This window comes from Dyadobacter sediminis (genome assembly GCF_005860765.1).
Lineage (GTDB): Bacteria > Bacteroidota > Bacteroidia > Cytophagales > Spirosomataceae > Dyadobacter > Dyadobacter sediminis.
In genome coordinates this window covers 486,036-507,629 of record NZ_VCEI01000025.1, presented here as the reverse complement: position 1 = coordinate 507,629, position 21,594 = coordinate 486,036, and the positions used below count along the sequence as shown (strand labels likewise).

23 protein-coding genes and 1 tRNA gene are annotated in these 21,594 nt (G+C 40.2%); 18 read left to right on the top strand and 6 right to left on the bottom strand.

Annotation, left to right across the window (positions count from 1 at the left end):
• Positions 1–3 precede the first annotated feature (3 nt).
• The 8 genes from FEM55_RS14565 (at position 4) to FEM55_RS14530 (ending at position 7,022) form a co-directional block, all read left to right on the top strand.
• Complete coding sequence (locus FEM55_RS14565; RefSeq protein WP_138282090.1) at positions 4–267, top strand: hypothetical protein; 264 nt, start codon at positions 4–6, stop codon at positions 265–267.
• Positions 267–575, top strand: a complete 309-nt coding sequence (locus tag FEM55_RS14560) for a hypothetical protein (protein WP_138282089.1) — start codon at positions 267–269, stop codon at positions 573–575. Before FEM55_RS14565 ends, FEM55_RS14560 begins: the two co-directional genes overlap by 1 nt.
• Before the next feature lie 2 nt (positions 576–577).
• Positions 578–757 carry a hypothetical protein gene (locus tag FEM55_RS14555; protein ID WP_138282088.1) on the top strand — a complete coding sequence of 60 codons (180 nt, stop codon included), beginning with the start codon at positions 578–580 and terminating at the stop codon, positions 755–757.
• Positions 758–802: 45 nt separating this feature from the next.
• Positions 803–1,495 (top strand): hypothetical protein, encoded by a 693-nt coding sequence (locus FEM55_RS14550; RefSeq protein WP_138282087.1) that lies wholly within the window; start codon positions 803–805, stop codon positions 1,493–1,495.
• A gap of 7 nt (positions 1,496–1,502) precedes the next feature.
• A complete protein-coding gene (locus FEM55_RS14545) occupies positions 1,503–3,587 on the top strand; it encodes a hypothetical protein (protein WP_138282086.1) in 2,085 nt (694 codons plus the stop codon).
• 338 nt (positions 3,588–3,925) lie between these two features.
• On the top strand, positions 3,926–5,137 hold the full coding sequence (locus FEM55_RS14540; protein WP_138282085.1) for an AbiH family protein: 1,212 nt from the start codon (positions 3,926–3,928) through the stop codon (positions 5,135–5,137).
• A 179-nt stretch (positions 5,138–5,316) separates the two neighbouring features.
• Positions 5,317–5,760 carry a LexA family protein gene (locus tag FEM55_RS14535; RefSeq protein WP_138282084.1) on the top strand — a complete coding sequence of 148 codons (444 nt, stop codon included), beginning with the start codon at positions 5,317–5,319 and terminating at the stop codon, positions 5,758–5,760.
• A 2-nt stretch (positions 5,761–5,762) separates the two neighbouring features.
• The gene (locus tag FEM55_RS14530) at positions 5,763–7,022 is read left to right on the top strand and encodes a Y-family DNA polymerase (protein WP_138282083.1); all 1,260 of its coding nucleotides are present in this window, start codon (positions 5,763–5,765) and stop codon (positions 7,020–7,022) included.
• A 31-nt stretch (positions 7,023–7,053) separates the two neighbouring features.
• Here FEM55_RS14530 and FEM55_RS14525 read toward each other — a convergent pair whose 3' ends face one another.
• The 6 genes from FEM55_RS14525 to tilS form a co-directional block, all read right to left on the bottom strand.
• Positions 7,054–7,980: an AlbA family DNA-binding domain-containing protein gene (locus tag FEM55_RS14525; protein ID WP_171036553.1), complete on the bottom strand. Its 927-nt coding sequence runs from the start codon at positions 7,978–7,980 to the stop codon at positions 7,054–7,056.
• Between the two features lie 137 nt (positions 7,981–8,117).
• Positions 8,118–8,885: a hypothetical protein gene (locus FEM55_RS14520; protein WP_138282081.1), complete on the bottom strand. Its 768-nt coding sequence runs from the start codon at positions 8,883–8,885 to the stop codon at positions 8,118–8,120.
• A gap of 77 nt (positions 8,886–8,962) precedes the next feature.
• The gene (locus FEM55_RS14515; RefSeq protein ID WP_138282080.1) at positions 8,963–9,370 is read right to left on the bottom strand and encodes a helix-turn-helix domain-containing protein; all 408 of its coding nucleotides are present in this window, start codon (positions 9,368–9,370) and stop codon (positions 8,963–8,965) included.
• A gap of 109 nt (positions 9,371–9,479) precedes the next feature.
• The gene (locus tag FEM55_RS14510) at positions 9,480–10,712 is read right to left on the bottom strand and encodes a tyrosine-type recombinase/integrase (RefSeq protein ID WP_138282079.1); all 1,233 of its coding nucleotides are present in this window, start codon (positions 10,710–10,712) and stop codon (positions 9,480–9,482) included.
• 4 nt (positions 10,713–10,716) lie between these two features.
• Positions 10,717–10,801: transfer RNA gene (locus FEM55_RS14505), tRNA-Ser, on the bottom strand.
• Between the two features lie 120 nt (positions 10,802–10,921).
• Positions 10,922–12,265, bottom strand: coding sequence for a tRNA lysidine(34) synthetase TilS (gene tilS / locus FEM55_RS14500; protein ID WP_138282078.1), 1,344 nt, complete (start codon positions 12,263–12,265; stop codon positions 10,922–10,924).
• Between the two features lie 169 nt (positions 12,266–12,434).
• Here tilS and FEM55_RS14495 point away from each other — a divergent pair, with 169 nt between their 5' ends.
• The 10 genes from FEM55_RS14495 to FEM55_RS14450 all read left to right on the top strand — a co-directional run bounded on the left by FEM55_RS14495 (position 12,435) and on the right by FEM55_RS14450 (position 21,588).
• Complete coding sequence (locus FEM55_RS14495) at positions 12,435–13,985, top strand: OstA-like protein (RefSeq protein WP_229209268.1); 1,551 nt, start codon at positions 12,435–12,437, stop codon at positions 13,983–13,985.
• A 175-nt stretch (positions 13,986–14,160) separates the two neighbouring features.
• Entirely contained in the window at positions 14,161–14,775 is a 615-nt protein-coding gene (locus tag FEM55_RS14490; protein ID WP_138282076.1) for a T9SS type A sorting domain-containing protein, read from the top strand.
• A 75-nt stretch (positions 14,776–14,850) separates the two neighbouring features.
• The gene (locus FEM55_RS14485; protein ID WP_138282075.1) at positions 14,851–15,774 is read left to right on the top strand and encodes an outer membrane protein assembly factor BamD; all 924 of its coding nucleotides are present in this window, start codon (positions 14,851–14,853) and stop codon (positions 15,772–15,774) included.
• 48 nt (positions 15,775–15,822) lie between these two features.
• On the top strand, positions 15,823–16,134 hold the full coding sequence (locus tag FEM55_RS14480) for a DNA-directed RNA polymerase subunit omega (RefSeq protein ID WP_138282074.1): 312 nt from the start codon (positions 15,823–15,825) through the stop codon (positions 16,132–16,134).
• 133 nt (positions 16,135–16,267) lie between these two features.
• Positions 16,268–17,476 (top strand): bifunctional phosphopantothenoylcysteine decarboxylase/phosphopantothenate--cysteine ligase CoaBC, encoded by a 1,209-nt coding sequence (gene coaBC / locus FEM55_RS14475; protein WP_138282073.1) that lies wholly within the window; start codon positions 16,268–16,270, stop codon positions 17,474–17,476.
• Entirely contained in the window at positions 17,473–18,390 is a 918-nt protein-coding gene (porD, locus tag FEM55_RS14470) for a type IX secretion system protein PorD (RefSeq protein ID WP_229209267.1), read from the top strand. The genes coaBC and porD overlap by 4 nt, the downstream gene beginning before the upstream one ends.
• A 29-nt stretch (positions 18,391–18,419) precedes the next feature.
• A complete protein-coding gene (locus FEM55_RS14465; RefSeq protein WP_138282071.1) occupies positions 18,420–18,650 on the top strand; it encodes a hypothetical protein in 231 nt (76 codons plus the stop codon).
• 131 nt (positions 18,651–18,781) lie between these two features.
• Positions 18,782–20,437, top strand: coding sequence for a DNA repair protein RecN (gene recN / locus FEM55_RS14460; RefSeq protein ID WP_138282070.1), 1,656 nt, complete (start codon positions 18,782–18,784; stop codon positions 20,435–20,437).
• Positions 20,438–20,481: 44 nt separating this feature from the next.
• Positions 20,482–20,919 carry a viral A-type inclusion protein gene (locus tag FEM55_RS14455; protein WP_138282069.1) on the top strand — a complete coding sequence of 146 codons (438 nt, stop codon included), beginning with the start codon at positions 20,482–20,484 and terminating at the stop codon, positions 20,917–20,919.
• A gap of 3 nt (positions 20,920–20,922) precedes the next feature.
• A complete protein-coding gene (locus FEM55_RS14450) occupies positions 20,923–21,588 on the top strand; it encodes an SCO family protein (RefSeq protein ID WP_138282068.1) in 666 nt (221 codons plus the stop codon).
• The last annotated feature ends 6 nt before the right edge of the window (positions 21,589–21,594 follow it).

The window sequence follows — 21,594 nt, the reverse complement described above, 5'->3', positions numbered from 1 at the left end:
CAGTTGGGAAGTATACTTGATATTGTTCTGGGCGCTCTGGGCGGTGGCGTAAGCATGAAGATCATTGACCACTTTGTAAAATTCAAACGCTATGCCATCGACAATGACGGAGTGGTTTCCAAGCAATGGAAAGATTTATACGACGAACTCAGAAAGGTTCAGAAGGAACAGGCCCTGAAAATCGATCAGCTGGAAATTGAGTGTGAAAAGCTGCGGTTGACCAACATTGATTTACAACATCAGATCCGCTTTAACCCAAAACTATAATGTACTTCCTGTTCGCAAAATTCGAGATTTTCCAGATCGTTTACCTGGCCGTTTTACTGGATACGGTATTGGGCGTGACGCAGGCGAAAATTGCCGGCATGTTCAACTGGAAATTCCTGCCGGAGTTTATCAATACCATGATCCGGTACACCATATACCTGCTTTTCGGGAACCTGGTTGATCATTTCTCCAAAGTAGCCGGCTACAAGATCGACGGGATCGGATTGTACTTCATTGCTGCCGTTCTGATCCGGGTAGAAGCCGCCAGCATGATCCAAAGCATTCAATCATTTTCAAAATCCAAATAGCTATGAGAGTATTCGCACTTTTTATGATTCTGTACGTCCTTTTTGATATTAGAAGGCGGCTCTGGGAAAAGGATAAGTTTGTCACTCAAAAAGAGTTTGAAGAATACAAAGCCCTGCAAGCTGCATCCAATACACAGGTAGGCAAAAGGCTTGATTCCATGGAATCATCTGCATTCAGCTGATTTGAATTTCTGTTTAATCGTTCAATTACACTTCATCCCTATTTTATGAAAAGATTCATTTTAAGCTTGCTATTCGCAAGTTTCTGTACTTTGATTTTTGCACAGGTACCCGATACCACTACACTGGAAAAGAAAGCCCGGTATCATACCGAGCAATTAAAGGATAACAAAACCCGGGCAATTACACCTTTACATTTAAGAAAAGCTTTCAATGCTGTTACCAATCTGGCACTTGCCAATGTAATCCCTGACCTTACCACACACCCGAAATCATACGCAGCTTCATCTACCTATCCAGATGGCATCAGTATGTTTCAAATCACCAAGGTAGATGGCTGGCCCTTTGATGGTACTTTACTGGTTGAAAAAAGTAAAGACGGCCAAACTATGCAGACAATTACTGCATCTACTAACAGCACCTTTATTGACCAAAGGAAGCGTACAAACTTCATCAACGTAAATTCAGTTGACTGGACACCCTGGGATATTATTTCGACTACTTCCGGGCTTAATCCACCGGTTTTGAAGCCTGGTGAAAGTTTTTCACATAATGTGTTCTTCTCTGGCCTTACTGCTCAACATCGTATAAAGCGGATTTACTTCAGTAGTAATCAAACTGGTATTATCCTGCAATCAGGGAAAGTAGAATTTAATTCAGCAACTGTAATATTTACAAATAGCTCACTGGCCGACATTGACCTGTTCAGCGGCTTGCTGACAGTTTACGCCGAGTACTAACCTTTCTATGAACATGGAACTGAAAAAGAAAATAGAAGTATCCCGTAAAAAGGTACAGAAGTTTGTAAAAAAGCCTGAGAACAAGAAATATCTGGTCCTTGCAGTTGTACTTACTGCCGTATTCGTCATTTACAAAAAATATGGCAATGGTAAAAAAGCAGCATCAGGAACAGGTACCAATAATGGTTCAACAGGAACAACCACTTTCCCCGATAACAGTGCCAATGCAGATGGCGCACTTGGCAGTTACAAAAAAGTAGTTGCCGGCAGGGAATATTCCTATTCCCGCACGCCGGAACTGGAACTGGAATTCAACGAGGATGGAACCATTTCCGACATTACTCCGGGATTGAGCTTCGACGGAATTTCAAATCGAATTGGTAACAAGCGGATTTACTACATGCTTGGTTACAGTGTATTTCAGAATGCAAATAATTCCTACAACCAGTTCCGCAATGTATTTCTGCCGGATGGCATTTATACCATCCGCCAATTTGTATGTGATGAAAACGTGGTTCCCAACCTTGCTGCATTCAAACAAAAACTTACTGGCTGGAACAACGGTGTCAACATGACCAACAGCCGCCTTTCAGAAGTTTTCCTTGCCATAAAGACATTGAATGCAACCGGGAACTCGGTTGTACCGCGCTGGCTGAAAGTTTCCCGGCATCTGGTATTTCCTTCGGTTGTGCCGCAGAAGGATTGGGCTGCATACAACAAGTTCTTCTGTATCGTTTACCAGAACCAGGGCAGCAGCGCGGAAGATTATCAAAAGTTTGGGATCAATACCGATCTGGATTATAATGTTCAGGCAGCGCAGCCTAAAACCTGGAACACGGTCAGAAAAGGAGATCCAAGCATTCAGGACAACAACTGGTATTATCAGCAGGGCCGCAGCTGGATCGAAAAGTCCGGCGTTTCAAAACGGTTTGTTTTAACGGATCAATATCCGGAAGATGCCCAGAACACAGATCCAGACATTGATACCAAGATGTACCACTTCTACAAAGGTGCCTTGGACAGGATTTCAGAAGTCCACGGCCCTACAAACAAAAAGAACACCGGGCTTTACGGCTCTTACGGGATTGATGATTTTTCAAAGCTGATTGTTGCGGACCATCTTAAATTTGACCGGCAGACTTTTGAACAATCCCTTACCAGCCATGTGCATAAGGTATACGATCCTGCTTCCAGCAGCTGGGCAGGTGATGCCAGTTATTATGCCACCGGAGCAATCAATGTGCGGAACGTGAACCATTCATTTTACATGTACAACAATATTGAAATGATCCCTTACCGGATCATTTACGTGAATGAGCGCATCAAAGTAGGCACAAAGACTTATCAGGGACAGGACAGGGAATCCAATATTCTTGGTTTCGGCTGGGCCAAAGCACAAAGCCTTGTTACTCCTTTTGGTATCGGCATCGAGTACGCATCTACCGGCGAGATCATCCCCTTTCCGGGCGGTGAAATCAAAAGCGTTCAAAATCTGGAAATCCCGATGCCCTGGGAAGAAAACTTTACCTGTGGCTTCTGGTGTACGCTGATCTTTTCTGGGTTAGGAATGTGGAATGCTCCGGGTTCCCGGTTCGGAAAAGATGCATCCAAACTGCACTGGTGGACAGATCAGCAAGTACAATGGAAAAAGAACGGCGGCAACTGGGAACCCTATGTTTCCGGCCAGAACGGTGCACCTGTAAACGACAGTTCCGGATTGATGCACCGGCTTTGGGCACCGCCGACAGATGCCGCCTATGCCGGCTCTGACGCCGTATGGAAAATCCGTGATCGCATCCAGGTACTTGAACATGTATCGTACACATCTTCAAAGGGCAACTTTACCGCCGTACCCGGAACATCCGGATTGCACCTGAATGGATTCGGCAGCTTAAACAAGAACCTGTTTGTCATTAAGGATGCTTATGATGGCCAAAAAGGAGTTGCACTTCGTGGCTCCGGCCAGGGCGGGAAAGTACTGATCTATTACAACGGCTTTCTTTCCCCGCATGAATATGAAGACAATGTAATAATGGACGGCGTGAACCTGGGCCGGGTTTATGGAAGACAAACAGTAATACGGACGATATAAAATAGTATTTGTCTGTTAGTGAGTAGTGTGTAGCTTAAACAGCAAGCCGGTTGGCTTGCTGTTTTTTTTTTGCAAATCAATTTGCAACTGAAAAAAGCTATGAATATAATCCGCTTTTTAACCGTGATTTTGTTTGAAATCTGACTGATTAGATGAAAAGGTGTGTTCTAGCTCTTATTTGTAACAATTACTACTCTTTAATTAGTGCATTTCATAATGCTATAATAGTACATAAAAGGTTCGAATTTGCAGTAATGTTTTTACATTGCTTAGCTTCTTCCTGAGCAAAGCTTACCTTATTCGATTTAAATCAACCACAAAAAAGCTAGAAGGAAATTATGAATAGAATAGTTATTGTTGGAAATGGATTTGACTTAGGTCATAGGCTCTTAACAGGATACAACCACTTTATTGATCATTTAAAAGTAGAATTCATGAACTTAGTAAATGATCGCAACTATATAGGTGTGCTTAATCATAAATTATTTCGTTTTGAGCCAATAGAAAGAATTAACTATGACTCAGTAAATAACATGTACCTAATGATAGAAGCGGATAAAAAATTTACTAATTGGAATGAATTAATACGGATAAAGGAAGCTTATTATGATTTTCAAATTGGCTACAAATCCATGCAGCTTATCAGATCGTCATCTATAGTATATAAAAATAAGTTTCTTGGATACGTATTCAATCAGGCTTTAACCGATTCTTGGGGTGGATTTGAAGAAGATTATAAAAATGTACTCATTGCTATTCTGCAAGATCGTGTAAAAGAACTTGATGAAAATTTTAGAATTTACTCAGTCCGTCACTTAAATAATGATTTAGCTCAGATCATTGACTTGCTATATAATTATCTTAAAAATATAAACCCTATTGAAAAAGCGAGTCCAGAGATTGTAGGAAGATTATATGCACCACCTCTTTTAAATTGGAAACAGCACAATGATTTTAATGATATACTTGGAACAGTACCAGATGGTAAAGATGAAGATTTCACTAAAACGCTAAAACATGTACTGTTTCTAAGTTTTAATTATACAAAGACAATTCAAAATTATCTTATTAAAAATTTGCAAAAGGATAATCTTGAACATGCAATTCCATTTGATATATCTGATGAAAATACACAATCTTCTCTTAGATATATCCACGGCGACTTAGAATATGGTGGACGTTCCTCCATGATTTTTGGTTATGGTGATGAACTTAATCAACTTCAATCAGATTTGGAAATGCAAAAAGATGATTTTTTAAAGCATATGAAATCAGTATTATATACCAGAAGCCCGTCATATAGAGAGGTTATTGACTATGCTGATGCAGATAAGTTTGACATAATAATTTATGGGCATTCATGCTCTAATACTGATAGGACATTATTAAATACACTGTTTGAACATAAAAACTGCGTTTCAATTCAGCCTTTTTTACATAATGTAAATGATACATCCATCTATTTCAATATTTACAGATGTTTTAAAAATAAACAACTAATGCGAAGTCGCGTAGTAGATGAAACTAACACGGTAAGAGATGGAGTATAATTTAAAAGCTCAGGTATATGTTAATTCTAATATATGCAAGTAAGATTTGGAATATATCTTATTGATATATAATAAAAATGAGTAAATAATTGGATTTTCTCTGCTTTATTGGAAATAATCCAATTTTAATTGGTTTTTGTGAATCGTAAAATTCATATTTGCCAAAAACTCACGTTATTATGAAAACACCCACGCTTTACAGTACGCAAAATCTTGACATCCTTTCCTACTGCATCTTAGATGTCGTTTTACCCTTAATTCCCGGCATCAGTGCCGGTTTCCCTTCTCCTGCTGCTGATTTCATAGATACCAATATCGACCTTGGCAAAGAGCTTATCCGTAATCCTTCTTCCACATTTCTTGGCAGGGTGAAAGGAGACAGCATGAAGGATGCCGGCATCCATGACAAAGATTTACTGATCATTGACAAGAGCCTGGATTGTAAAGATGGCAAGATTGCTGTTTGTTTTCTGGATGGCGAATTCACTGTAAAGCGGGTACGGATTGAAAAGGACATTTGCTGGCTGGTTGCCGAAAACCCGCATTACAAACCCATCAAAGTAACTGCCGAGAATGACTTTCTTATCTGGGGTATCGTAATACATATCATCAAACCTGTCTGATTATGTTCGCACTAGTAGACTGTAACAACTTTTATGCAAGTTGCGAACGTGTATTCCGGCCAGAGCTTAACGGTGTTCCCATCGTGGTATTGAGCAACAATGACGGATGCGTTATTGCGCGTTCAAACGAAGCCAAAATGCTGGGCATTGAAATGGGTGCGCCGGCATACCAGTACGAAAAAGACTTTGAGGATAAAGGCATAAAGGTGTTTTCTTCCAACTATGCCCTGTACGGCGACATGTCAAACCGGGTAATGACCATGCTTTCTGCTTACACACCGGACATTGAAGTGTACAGTATTGATGAAGCATTTTTAAAGTTTGATGGTTTTGATTACTTCGATATACAGGAACTGGTAGAACGCATACGCCGGGAAGTAACCAAAGGGACCGGAATCCCGGTAACGATTGGCGTTGCACCTACAAAGGCACTGGCCAAAGTAGCCAACAAAATAGCTAAAAAGTTCATGCACCCATCTGTTGGTGTATATGTAATGACGCATCCCAAAAGGATTGAAATGGGCACCAAATGGCTGGATATTGAAGATGTGTGGGGAATAGGAAAACAACACGCGTTACGGCTCCGGGCATTGGGCGTCAGAAAAGCCTATGATTTCACGCAGCTTCCGGATGCCTGGGTAAAGCAGCACATGTCCATTGTAGGGCTTCGGCTCAAAAAGGAGCTTTCCGGATTTCGGGCACTTGACCTGGAAGAAGACAAGAAAAAGAAAAACATAGCTACTACGCGCTCTTTCAATGTAAATTATGACACCTACGATCAGGTAAAAGAACGTGTTGTGACCTTCGCCGTGATCTGTGCCGAAAAACTCAGAAAACAAGATTCCTGCTGCAATGTCATTCAGGTTTTCGTACTCACAAACCGCTTCCGTGCCGACCAGCCGCAACACTCTCAAAGTGTCATCATACATCTTCCATATCCCACCAATTCAGGCATTGAACTGGCCCGATTCGCAGAACAAGGATTAAAGCAGATTTACAAGGAAGGCTATCAGTACAAAAAAGCCGGTGTAATCGTGATGGAGATTTCACCGGCAGATTGCGGACAACAAATGATTTTCCAAAACTCTGATCCGAAGCACAATCAGTTGTTTGCAGTAATTGACAAACTCAATAAGGCATATGGACAGCAGAAGGTGAAACTTGCAGCTCAGGACCTTGGCAGAACCTGGAAGATGAAGCAAGAACGGCTTTCTCCGAGATATACAACTCAATTGAAGGATATTATTATTATTAATGCATAAATCATAGCAGCTTCAACATCACTGTTTTGATTTATGCACTCAAACTTTTTGTTAATTCCATTTTATATGCATCTGCCAGCAAATCTTCAATATCAACTTTAGTATTTTTTTTTCCTTTTAAGCTAAATACCAATATATCACAAGATGCACCTTTGATTATCTTATAAAAGTCTTTACGAGGTACTTCAAGTGTAAAAGTAAGGCAAGTAATAAATTCATTAGGAAATATTGGTACCATTCTTGTTGTTGAAAACTTTAATCCTTGATTTTGATCAATCGTTATATCATATCCATTAGTAAGTGGATAGATATAATCAATAAGATTTGACAGTTTTAGCCAACAGGCTACTTTATATCTTTCAGCTACATATCTACCCTCATTGCTAATTTGAATATGAAAGTCTACTCGAAATATATCATATTTTATAAAGGGCTTCATTAACTGAATGTTTGAAAAAATCACCTTACTTTCATGATCTTTCAAATATGAACCCCTTACTTCATATTCTTCCATCGGAACAGATTGAAAATTATACCTTTTATAATATTTCTTATCTGAATTCATGTGAGGACTGTCTGGTGATCTTCCTATTATAACTACATATATGGACCTTTCTAAATCATTACCAAATCTTACTGGAATAATTCTTAAATCATCGATTTTTGGCTGAATGTTTGAAGTTAAGACATTTTCGATCCACTCTTTTGTTATTTCCCGACCGTTTATAAAAGACAATTGTGAAGCTACATGATCTATTTCTTTAATTCCATAAAATATAATTCCACCATCTGAATTAGCCATTGCAGCTACATCTTTAGACATTTCTTTTTTTGATATTGAATCAAAACTTAAAGATCCCGAACTCTTAAATTCTATATTTATAGATTCTTCTAATTTTGAATCTATAACAGATAAAATATCTTGTTCAGTAAACCGCTTCTTTTTTGTAATCTTCACTATATAGATATTTATGCTATCAATTAAAAGAATTTACTTTTAGGTAAATAAGGTGCCTTAAATATTTGAAATTAGTCATAATTTAAACTAACTTATAGAGGTTTGAGAATAGGATTGATTTGGTCTAATAATGTTTACTACTCCTCTTTAAAGAATAATTCTGGATCGGGAATCTCTTTATTTCCAACAATTATTCTTGTATTTTTTAGTGCAAGAACAGCTCCGTAAGCTGGCTCGGATTCGAAAGTCTGAATAGTAGTATAAAAACCATTTTCCCACATAACGTCACATGCATAACTAACCTTATATGTCCAAGTTTCATAATTGCCTTTGAAAACCAATTCTGATTGATCCTTGGCGAGTGTCATAGGTCCTACTTCGACAAATCCCGTTTTAGTTTTGATAGGATTAGGATATGCAGCTATATCACGATTTCCTTCTTCATTAAACTCAAATCCTAATGAACCTGATATTCTTATTTTAACATTCCTCAGTGGAACTGTGCCATTGTTCGACAAGAAAATTTCTATCGGTTTATACTTTTCTTGGCGTTCTCTCGGTCGCTTTTCATGTCCAGGATATACATACATAGGTAATGGGCGTATAAAAACTACTGGTTTATTTCCTCCACCAGTTACATATCTATTTAAATGCAATTGAAGCTCAATGGCTTTTGCTTGCTTTTCAGCTAGATCCTCACTTTTTGCCAATGCTTTTTCTTGCATTTGGCCCAAAGCATCAGATTTCCTTTTAAGCTCTTCATTTGTACTATCAAGCTTAGCTTCTCTATCACTTGTTTCTTTTTGATCTTTTATTTCTTTTACACATTGAGTAATAGCAATTGCAATTGCTAGAACCACAACAACAATGCTATAACTGTATTTCATGAAAAAATCTTCAAACATTAGTTTCTTAATCGTTACAAAATACGTTGAAAAATGATTTTCAAATAAAGAACCAAAGAGCTGAATTACTTATTTTACTATTTTGCAATTATCCGCTCCAATCGGCTCATCATCTCATCCTTCTCCTTCAACATCCGCTCATACAAAGCAATCTTATCTTCATGCAGTTGCATTAACTTATCTATGGGATAATTATTAGTTTGGTATATAGCTGACCCATTATCAAAGGTGTTGGAAATTATATTGATAGCTTGCTGTTCATCAAAATTCCGAATTGCCTCGGCTGGAATTTTCAGAATTGCTGCAACTTGCTCCAAAATGTCGGAATCCATTTTTTCTTTTTGTTCGAGTATGGAAATTTTCTGCTGATTCCAATCTTCGCCAAGTTCAAATGCGAGGAAATCTTGCTTTATTCCGAGCATTTCTCGGAATCGCTTCAAATTACGGCCTTCGTGGATCTTTGGGTTAGAGGTAGTATGTGCCATGTGACTAAAAGTGGTTAGAAAAGCAATTTATGTAAATCTGCCGGCAAGTGCTTGAATAACTCACCGTTAAAATATAATTGGTAGTATTGGCCTGTGAAGTTATAATTTATCACCATTTGTAAGTATGCAAATTTGGATCAGTTCTCAGGCCTAATGATTTCAGATAAATGTCTGTAATCTGCACAGAAGAATGGCGTAAAAAGTTTTGAAGCTCCTTTAATCCGATACCTGCCAAGTAAGCATTTACAGCACCGGTATGCTTCCAGGAATAAAGCGTATATCCTTTATTATCTAATCCCAATTCCCTCAAAGCTTTTTCATGTCTTCTGAATGGCACCTGCTTTCCTGAAACTTTTACACCTGGTTTCAAACCGGATGAGAACAGCAATAAATCCGGTTTCCTTCCTTTAAGAACTCCGGAATCATCAATGTGTTTCATAAGTGGCGGAATGATCGGGACCGTTTCAGTTTTACCATTTTTGCTTATCATACCTTTTATGGTAATATACTTGTTTGTTGTGTTTACATCTTCAATCCGGATATTGAGAAGTTCGCCAGGCCTTATAAAAGCATAGTACATAAAGCGTGTAAAAAGGTATACTTCCGGCTCGTGCTCCTGAAGGTAAGCTTCTATTTTATGCCGGTCTTCATCTGTAATAGCAATATTCCTGTTGGTGGCTTGCTGTTTCAGCTTGTTGATCTTGAAAGGACTTTCTTTCAAGGCTGTCCGGCTTTTCATATGACCATATACCGTGTTCAGATGAACCAAGGTGTTATTGGCTGTACGTGGGGAGTTCTTCAACGTAATAATCAAATGATCCCTAAACCGGATTGCATCCTGTGTAGTGTAGGCTGAAACTTCTACCGGATCAACCAGAAACTCTTTCAGTTTGGCAATTGCGGAATTATAAGTAACAACTGACTTTGGCCGCAAAGTCGGACTGATTGTGGAAAGTGTAGCCTCCAGACTTATAATCAGATCATTTTTTAATTCCGTTACAAGGTCGGCTGCTGGTGAAGGCTTCCTGGGTGCAAAGTGGAATCCTTGTTCCAGAAGTTTGTTGGCTTTTGCTATAAGTTTGTTGGCATGTTCTACCCTGCCCTTTTTGTCCCGGAATGACATTGGAATCTTGATCCGCTTGCGGACCAGCTTTCCTTCCAGCTCCGACCAAGCGTAAAATTCAACAAACCATTCTTTGGAAAGATCTCCTTTCCTGTCCCGGAGAACGGCCCTTTTATAAGGTAAGTGTGTGTTGTGATTCTTAACCATATCGTTCAGTACATTTGTCCCGATATTTGTCCCGAAAACTAAAAATGCCCCTCCTGACGCCAGGAAGGGCATTAAGCAGAGAGAGAGGGATTCGAACCCCCGGACCTGTTACAGTCAACGGTTTTCAAGACCGTCGCAATCGACCACTCTGCCATCTCTCTAAATCCGTTTCGCCAAATACGAAACGTGGTGCAAAGGTAAAAACAAATTTTATAAGTGCAACTAGTAATCCTAATTTTTTAACTACTCAACCCTAATTTGTATATATAAACTCTCTGGTTTTACTCATTTTGATTTAATGAAATTACCATAATTTGTCTTGTAAAATCCTGAATCCGATAACGTTCATCCAATCTTACGTCCACAACCCAGATGATTTCGCCATTTCCATTTTCCAGTAAATAAATATTCTCTTTTTGGAATAAATCAAATTTGAGATCAATCAACAGATCACTGACTTTCTTCTTTTTTCCTTTCATCCCAAAGGGCATAAGATAATCGCCCGTTAACCATTTTCTGATCGTCAATGGAAAAATAAGCTTGTCAGCATCTATGTATGCACTGTGCTTTTCTTTATTGATTGTTACTTCATCAACATTGAAGATTTTGCTGAAAATGAGCGAATAATGGGACAAAACAATTTTGGTATCCGGATTTGTAACCGGTATATTGTTTTTATTTCCTGCATCCTGTTTCGGTTTAATAATCAGCTCACTCCTATCCATCAGCAGGCTGTGCGATGAAGATGAAAAAAGTCTTCCTGAGATACCATTCAAATGGCTGCCTACTTGCCGGGATTGACTATACGTAAATCCAAAATCCTGCAAAATGGACCATAATCTGTAAACGGGTTCACTTGCGGCGGCTATTTTGATGATGGGTATACGTACGAGTCCATTTTCGATTTGCATCACTTCTTTTTTCCAGTCTTCAAGGTACAATCTGAGCAGATTATCAGCAGATTTTAATCGTTCAGAACTTGAAACAAATGTGGATTCCAATGACGGATTCATTTCCTTGAACACCGGAACTACTTTATGCCTGATCAAATTGCGCTTGTAATCATCGGAATCATTGGACTCGTCTTCCCGCCATTGAAGATGATGTTCTGTTGCATAATCAAGTATCTGCTCACGGCTCGCAAAAAGCAATGGCCGAATGACAAAGTTATTTCTGGCAGAAATTCCGTATAAACCGGAAATACCTGTTCCTCTTACAAGATTTAACACACTGGTTTCTAAAGAATCATTGATATGATGCGCTGTCGCAATCCATGGCAGGCTGTAAGATTTCCTGACCTCTTCAAACCAAGTGTACCTCAGCTCCCGCGCCGCCATCTGTGTGGACACAGATTGCTCCGTTGCAAACATTTTGGTATCAAATTTTTTAGAAACAAATTCAAATCCGTACGATTCAGCAAGTTGATTTACAAAGGTTTCATCTCCATCGGACTCCGCTCCTCTCAAACTAAAATTACAATGTGCGATAACTGCGGAATATCCCATTTTGTAGAATAAATGCGTCATAACAATAGAATCGACCCCACCGCTGACGGCAAGCAAACACGATTGATCCCGAAGATTAAATCCCTGCTGGTTAATAAAAGTTAAAAAAGAATCCAACATGAACCTGGAAGATGTATTTGATGTAATTTTGCGTATATAAGTAAACTTTATCTTTTACAGAGCCATCTTGCAACGGGTACATATCAAAGGTAAAAGAAAGAACAGCAACATGAACAAAAATATATATATAACAAACTGCAACCCTTTAAAACTTTTGTGCGTCTTCGGTATGAAAGGGAATTTATCCTTTGCAGCGTTCTTTGTCATCATGATTGCCTCTCCTTTTCTGATCGTTAAACAGGCTTCAGCGCAAGTAAAGCCGGTACAAAGTGAAGATCTGGTGGAAATACTCAAATCCGATGAACTGGAACTTATCAACGAAAACGGTATAGATTCCAGGCGTGTGACCAACGGCGTTTTCAAGCACAAAGGCGCTCTTTTGTACAGCAATCTGGCGATCCAGAATATCAGCACCAACGTGATTGAGGCTTTTGGAAATGTAAGAATTGTTCAGGGCGATACGGTTACAGTTACAGGCGATACGCTTTATTATTACGGAAATACGCGCCTTGCGATTGTCAGCGGACGAAAAACAGTACTCAAAGACCGCAAACGTACGCTTACCACGCAGAAAATCGAATACAATATGGCTCAGGGCATAGCCAATTACAAAGTTCCCGGCCGCACAGTGGATGAAGAAAATGTTCTGACCAGCAAAGAAGGTTTTTACAATACAGCAACAAAGGAATTTACTTATTATAAAAACGTAAAACTGGTCAATAAAAAATATACGCTTACAACAGACACGCTGCTCTATAATTCGCTGACAAAATGGTCCTATTTTAATGGAGATACCAAAATCACGAACAAGGACGGCACGGTAAAAGGTACAAAAGGACGCTATAATACCGAATCTGCAGAGTCTGCATTTCAGAACAGAACCACGGTTGACAATGAAACGTATACACTAACCGCAGATTCGCTGGAAGTGGACGGAAAAAGCAACAATGGAAAAGGAAAGGGAAATGTTGTAATCGTTGCAAAAAAGGACAAAACCATCCTGAACGGTGACGAAGGATATTACTGGAAAACAGCAGGTTATTCAAAAATATTTGGCCATGCTTATGTCAGAAATGTAGTTGCCCAGGACACCCTTTACATTCGTGCCGACACCTTGTATTCTTACGAAAACAGCAGAGACAGTACAAGAAAGCTGATCGGCAACAAAAATGTCTTTATCTACAAATCTGATTTCCAGGGCAAATGCGACTCCATAAGCTATAACACGGCAGACTCCGTGATTCGGTTTTTCCAAAAACCCATACTATGGAGCGAGCAGCAGTATCAGATGGAAGCGGATTCAATTACTGCTTTTCTTGTAAATAACCAGATTAACCGGATGCTGCTGAAAGGAAAATCTTTTGTAATTACCGAAGATACGCTTGTAAAACAGTTCAATCAGGTTAAAGGCCGTACAATCAATGCTTATTTTCAGACCGGCAACAAGCTGAAACAGGTTCTGGTGGATGGAAATGGCGAAAGTGCCTATTATGCAGTTGACGATAAGGAAAAGAGTATCGGGCTTAACCGGGTGGAGTGCGGAAGGATGAACCTCTTGTTTGAAGATAATCGGGTTCAGCGGATTTCCTTTATCGGAAAGCCGGACGGAAGGCTGATTCCGCCGTCTAAAATAAAGCTGGCAGAGAGACAATTAGAAGGATTCAACTGGCGGATCACAGAAAAACCAACCCGGGAAAAAACGATTTGGGCCGAGTTATAAAAAACATTTAAAAATATTATAAAAAATTTTCAAACGGCATGGTTTTTTATCTGAAAAAATAAAGATAGGCGTTCACACAATATATTTTGAAGATACAATTATTTCTCTATATTTTTGTAGTGTACTTTAACTATGTTGATGAAAATATTAGTCAAAAGTATCCTGATTATCAGCTATGAAAAAAACTATACTTTATTTGATCATATTAATTGCATTAACCTGGCAAGGACTTAATGCACAAACGGTTTCGAATGGAAGCCGACTGAATATGGTCGGCAAAAAAAAACCGAACACAAGTGAAAACATGAAATTCGCAGATCTTGCATCGGGTCTGACTTACAAGCCGTTGTCCTTGCAAAATCCAAAGGCACTTAACAGTTTTTACCGATCTTTTCTTTTTTCAACTTCGAGCGCTTCCGAAAGCACAAGCATCCAGACTACTGAAATCGTTGAGAAAAACATTGAAAAAAGAAGCCCGGCAATAGATGCACCTATAAAAATAGATGAGCAGCTGTTTGTGAATGATAAAATTTCTGTTTCCAATATGTATCCGAATCCGGCCAGTGAATACGCTGATCTTGATTTCAACATTTCCTCGGGTATCAGAGATGCAAAAGTGATTATTTACAATGTTCTTGGCTCTCAAATGGTTGAACTACCTTTGAACAAGAACGACAGAAAATTAAGGGTGAATACCAAAGACATGCCGACCGGACTTTATTTCTATCAGCTGTCACTGGATGGCAAAAAAGTTGCGACAAAAAAAATGCTTGTACGCCATCAGCAATAAGCTTATTCTAACACTATATTAAGCTACTCATTCGTTATGAATGGTGTAGCTTTTTTTATTACCTTTGCAGTTAATATGCGAAAAAACAGTCTAGCAAGTTATTTCTTGCTTTTTATCACGTTTCTTGTTTTTACTTCCTGCAGTAAATTTTCGAAATTACAGAAAACCGGTACGGATCAGGAAAAGTATGACGCTGCCATGTCATATTACAAAAAAGGGGATTTCTACAAATCCGGCCTGTTGTTCGAAGAGCTGATCCCGCTGCTTAAAGGAAGTACCGAATCGGAGCTGGCGCAATTCTATTATGCTTATACGCAATACCAGCAAGGTCAGTATAATACGAGTCAGTTCCTGTTTAAAAAATTCTACGACACGTATGCGCGAAGTGATTATGCACAGGAAGCATTATACATGCATGCATTTTCCCTCTACAAGGATTCTTCGCCTTACAATCTGGATCAGACCAGTACCTTTACGGCTATTTCTGCCATGCAGGACTTTATCAATACTTATCCTGAAAGCGCATTTCGTGAAGAATGTACCAAGTATATCCTGGAACTGCGGTCGAAGCTGGAAAGAAAAGCTTACGAGAGAGCCAAGCTTTATCATAAAGTCAGTGATTTTAACATGATGTCATTGAAGTCAGCCGTTATTTCCATTGAGAATTTCCGCAAGGATTTTCCGGATTCCCAGTATAATGAAGAGCTTGCATTTTTGAAAGTCGAATCGCAGTACAATCTGGCTTCCAACAGTTTTACTACTAAGCAAAAGGATCGTTATCAGGACGTTATCAAATTTTATCAGGAACTCATCGATAAATATCCGACCGGCAAATTCAACAGGGACGCGGAGAGAATGTTTGAAGACAGCCAGAAACAAATAGAAGTTATTGCAAAGGCCGATCTGGAAAGACAGAAACTGCTGCAGACCGAGCCGGAACCTGAAAACAAACCGACGAAAGTAACGGCTCCGGCTACTCCGGAAGCAAAAGCGCAGTAAACCGGATTTAATCACTACATTAGAAAATTCAATTATATAAAATCAATTATGGCAACGAATCCATCAATTATCACACGGGATACGGACAAAATAGCGGACGTAACCGGAAATTTATATGAGTCGGTATCTGTAATTTCAAAGAGAGCACGTCAGATATCCAGCAAAATGAAAGAAGAGCTGAATAACAAACTGGCAGAATTTGCATCCGGTGTTGACAACCTTGAAGAAGTTTTTGAAAACAGAGAGCAAATTGAAATTTCCAAATTTTACGAGCGCATGCCGAAAGCAGGAAGCATTTCAATTGATGAATTTATAGAAGGCAAAACGTACCACAGCTACCGCGAGAATTCGGAAGAATAATCAGAAACATAAAAAAGCAGCCGCAAAAGTACTTTTGCGGCTGCTTTTTTATGTCTGAACCAAAATAAATCTGAATGTAAAAGGTAACTTTATACCTTCATAATCCGTTCCACTTCAATAATCAGAATACGAGTTGAGTCTTAAAGGAAAGAAAATACTGCTGGGTGTTTCGGGAAGCATTGCTGCATACAAGGCCGCACTGATTGTCAGACTTCTGATTAAGCAGCAAGCGGAAGTTAAAGTAGTTATGACCGAGTCGGCAAAAGACTTCATTACGCCACTTACTTTATCCGTATTATCCAAAAATCCGGTTTTCAGTTCATTTTTCAATGATTCGGACGGTACATGGAATAATCATGTCGAACTTGGGCTCTGGGCCGATGCAATTATTGTTGCACCTGCAACAGCAAAAACATTGTCCAAATGTGCAACCGGAAATTGCGATGATTTGCTTACAGCTGTTTACTTGTCTGCAAGATGCCCGGTTTTCTTTGCACCCGCCATGGATGCGGATATGTTTCAGCATGGAACGACCAAACAGAATATCAATACTTTAATTTCATTTGGAAACCATTTTATAGATCCGGATCATGGCGAACTGGCCAGCGGACTCACCGGCGAAGGGCGACTTGCGGAGCCGGAAAAGATCATTCACGAACTTTCCTTATTTTTTTCCAGAGTTCCGGTTGCCGCCCGGAAAAAAGTACTGATTACCGCCGGTCCGACGCTGGAAGCAATTGATCCGGTGCGCTATATCGGCAATCGTTCTTCCGGAAAAATGGGTTATGCCATTGCTTCGGCTTTTGCAGCTGCCGGCGCATCTGTAACGCTGATCAGCGGCCCTACCAACCTGAAACCTGCGGATCAATCCATCAAGCTGCATTCGGTGCAGAGTGCGAAAGAAATGTTTGAGGCTGCAAGTGCGGAATTTGAACAGCATGATGTTGTCATTTTTGCCGCCGCAGTTGCCGATTACACACCCAAATACGTTGCCGAACAAAAGATCAAGAAACAGGGTCTCGGAATGAGCCTCGAACTGACGCGTACGCCGGACATTGCCGGAACACTCGGAAAGCTGAAAAAAGAAAATCAGCTGCTCATCGGTTTTGCGCTGGAAACAGAAAATGAGCTGCAGTATGCCATGGACAAGCTGGACCGGAAAAACTTTGACTACATTATTTTAAACTCGCTGAACGATCCTGGTGCCGGCTTTGCACACGATACGAACAAAATTACCGTTATTGACAAAGACAAAAATGTGAGCCGTTTCAACCTTAAATCAAAGGAAGATGTTGCCCGTGATATTTTACATATTGTTTTAGCCAAATGGATGGAGGCATGAAAAAGATCCTTTTTTTACTGTTGCTGTTTTTCTTTTTAAAAGCTCCTGAAAGTTTATACGCGCAGGAATTTCAGTTTACGGTTAACCTGAATTATGAGCAGCTTGTTGCCCAGCAAAAAACAGATCCGCAGTCGATGAGCCAGCTGCAGACTTACATGAACGATTTTCTTAACAACACGCGCTGGACAAACGACGAGTTTAACAAAGAAGAAAAAATCAAATGCAAGCTCAACGTGAACCTTACGCGTTCCCTGAATCAGGGAAGTTATGAAGGAAATGCACAGCTTGTGGTTTCAAGGCCGGTTTACAATTCCAGTTATGAAACGGTACTTTTTACTTATGTAGACAAGAATTTTACATTCTCCTATCTGCCGAGTACGCAGCTGTATTTCAATGAGAACAGCTATACCGAGGAATTGCCGTATATCCTGGCATTTTATGCAAATGTCGCGCTTGTCTTTGATTATGATTCTTTCAGCAGAATGGGCGGCTCGCCTTATGTTCAGAAAGCCTTCAACCTTGTAAATCAGGCACGAAATTCTTCCCCGAACAAAAGAGGCTGGGATTCAAACGGCGATACGCGGAACCGTTACTGGCTGATTGAAAATCTGATGAGCCAGCAATTCACGCCTTTCCGGGAAGGAATGTACAAATATTACCGCGAAGGTCTTGACGTTGCCGTTCAGAACCCGGCGGGAACACGTGCAAGTGTACTGGAATTTCTGGATATCCTGAGCAGTGTAAATCAGCTCAGACCGGCAAGCGTGGTGATCAATTCGTTTTTTGATGCAAAATCAGATGAATTGTATAAAATCCTGATCGAAGGCTTACCTGAAGAAAGAGCGCAGGCCTACAACATCCTCGTAAGCCTTGATCCTTCCAAAACACAGCTTTATCAAAGGCTTACGCTTTAACCGACAACAAGCACTTTCCAGATCGTTTTATGAGTAAAAGATTGATGCGCATCCGTGCGGGTAAGATTCACCCTTTATCCGAAAAACTGCTTGGCTACGACATTCATGCCGTCATGCAAAATGGAAATACACATTTCGGAAAACTGGAATCCCTGACAGAAAATCATCTTTTGATCCGTGATCCGCGCAATCATCCGCACAATCTGGCTGTAACCGATCTGTATGAAATTGTTTACGATACCGTGCAGCTTAAACAATAAAATTACTTTTACGAACAGGATTGATTTTCTATTTGTTGATATCGTAACTATATTCGTATCGGAGACATTATTATGACTTTCCTTCTTGAAGGCATGATTGCACGATCTCCGGTAATCTGCCTGAAATAGTCATGCTTTCTAATTTACTGATAAAAAATTACGCACTTATCAAGCAACTGGAGATGTCACCTGATCCGGGGCTTAATATTATAACCGGTGAAACCGGTGCTGGAAAATCGATCATGCTTGGTGCAATCGGCTTGCTTCTGGGTAACCGTGCCGATGTAAAATCACTTTACGATGCCAGCCATAAATGCATTATAGAAGGAAGTTTCAACCTTTCCGGCTATGATCTGGCTCCGAACTTCGAGGATGAAAATCTGGACTTTTCGGATGAATGTATCATCCGAAGGGAAATTTCGGTTGCCGGAAAATCACGTGCTTTTATTAATGATACGCCTGTCAATCTGGATGCTTTGCGTCGGATTGGCGGCCAGTTGCTGGATATTCATTCGCAGCACGATTCCGTTATGCTCGGGAACAATGAATTTCAGCTGAAAGTAGTCGATTCATATGCAGATAATTCAGGTTTGCTGAAAACGTATACGACACACTATCAGGCTTACCGCGAGGCTGTAAAATCTTTGGAAGACCTGCGGAAAAGAGCACTTCAGCTTCGCAAGGAATTTGATTACGACCAGTTTTTGTTTCAGGAATTAAGCAATGCAAATCTGGAAGCAGACGAACAGGACAGACTGGAACAGGAACTGACGATTCTTGAAAATGCCGTTGAAATCCGGGAAAGACTTCAGCTTGCACATGCCTATTTTGATAATCCTGAAAATTCAATCCTGGAATTGTTGAAAAGTGCAATCGGTGTACTCGGGCAAGCTGCAAAGCTGGTTCCGTCCTATGATTCGCTCAGACAAAGAGCGCAAAGTTCATTGATCGAACTGCGTGATCTTGCCGATGAAATTGACCAGGTCAACAGTTCCGTGGAAGTGGACCGCAGCCGGAGCGAAATTGTACAGGAAAGGCTGGATCTGATTTATTCCCTGTCCAAAAAGCATCAGGCATCTTCGGTAAGTCAGTTGCTGCAAATACAGGAAGAACTGCAAAACAAGCTGAGCCTGGTGATGAACCTCGACGACGAATTGATAAAAGCGGAAAAAGCGGCTTTGCAGACGAAAGAAAAAATGCTGAAAAGTGCAGGCACGCTTTCTGCCAAACGACATAAAGTAACGGCCGCCATTGAGTCGCTGATTCTGAACCGGCTCGCGGAACTTGGAATCCCCAATGCTACTTTGTCCATTCAGATTTCCGAAATACCGCCATCCGTTAACGGCATAGATTCTGTTGTTTTTATGTTTTCCGGCAACAAGGGAATTGTCCCGCAGGAGCTTAAAAACGTGGCTTCCGGCGGAGAATTCAGCCGGCTGATGATGGTGATCAAATACATTCTGGCGGACAAGCGGAAACTTCCGACAATTATTTTTGACGAAATTGATACGGGTGTTTCCGGAGAAACGGCCAAAAAGATGGGAAAAATGATGCTGAAAATGTCCCATAATCACCAGATTATTGCCATTACGCATTTGCATCAGATCGCCAGCAGCGGAAATGCGCACTACTTTGTCTATAAAGATCATTCTTCCGACAAAACGGTGAGCAGGATCAAAAAGCTTTCTGTTGACGAGCGCGTTCAGGAAATAGCGCAAATGATCGGCGGGCACAACCCTTCGGAAGCCGTTCTGATCAATGCAAGGGAAATGATTTCAAAGGAATAGAATTTTCAGTATAACCCTCAGTTTAACAGAATAAACCTCATAGAATGAAAAAGTATTTACTGGCTGCTGCTGCTTTGTTTCTTGTTTACGGATGTAACAGCGATGCAGAAAAAGACAAAATTACAGGCCTTGAAACCGAAGTGCTGACTTTGCACGATGAAGTAATGCCCAAAATGGATCAGATTATGACTTTAAAGTCACAACTTTCCAGAAAAATCCAGCATATGGACAGCCTTCAGAACGAAGGAATCAGCAGCATTACATTTGCCGAAGAGAGAATAAAAGCCGTTGACCTGAATCAGAAACTGAATGAATCGGATAAGCTGATGATGAAATGGATGCATGAATACCGCGGTGATTCTGCAAAAAAGCTGAAATCAGACCAGGCATTGGCCTACTTCGAAAAAGAGAAGGAAAAGATACTGAACGTAAAACAAACAACATTAAAATCAATACAGGAAGCTGAAACATTCCTGAAATAAGTTATGGCGTACAACTCAAGGTTCCATTTAATTCATCTATTTATTCTGACCGTTTTAGTTGCAGGATTCTCGGCATGTTCCGACAACGAAAGGAAACTTCCGATTTATGGGGAAAGAGACACCGTTATCAAAACGGTTGACGGGAAAGAAGTTACTGATACCATTTACAACACCATTCCGCCCTTTTCTTTTATTAATCAGGAAGGCGATACCGTTTCCGAAAAACTGGTGGAAGGAAAAATTTATATAACGGATTTTTTCTTCACTACCTGCCCGACGATCTGTCCGGTAATGAAACGTCAGATGATCAAGGTTTTCAATGATATTAAAGGAAAACCTGACGTCATGATCCTCTCCCACTCCATTGATCCTGAACACGATACGCCGCAAGTGCTTAAAAAATATGCGCAGGATCTCGGCGTTGAAGGTCCGCAATGGCAATTTCTGACGGGTGAGAAAGAGAAAATCTATGAAATTGGTCAGAAAAGTTATCTATCCACAGCAAAAGAAGATAAATCTGCCGAAGGCGGTTACATTCACAGCGGCGCATTTATTCTTGTTGACAAGGAAAAGCATGTAAGAGGCATGTATGACGGAACAACGGAAGAAGGCACACAAAAGCTGATTGCCGATATCAAAACATTGCAGGAAGAATACAACACCAAGTAAACGTTC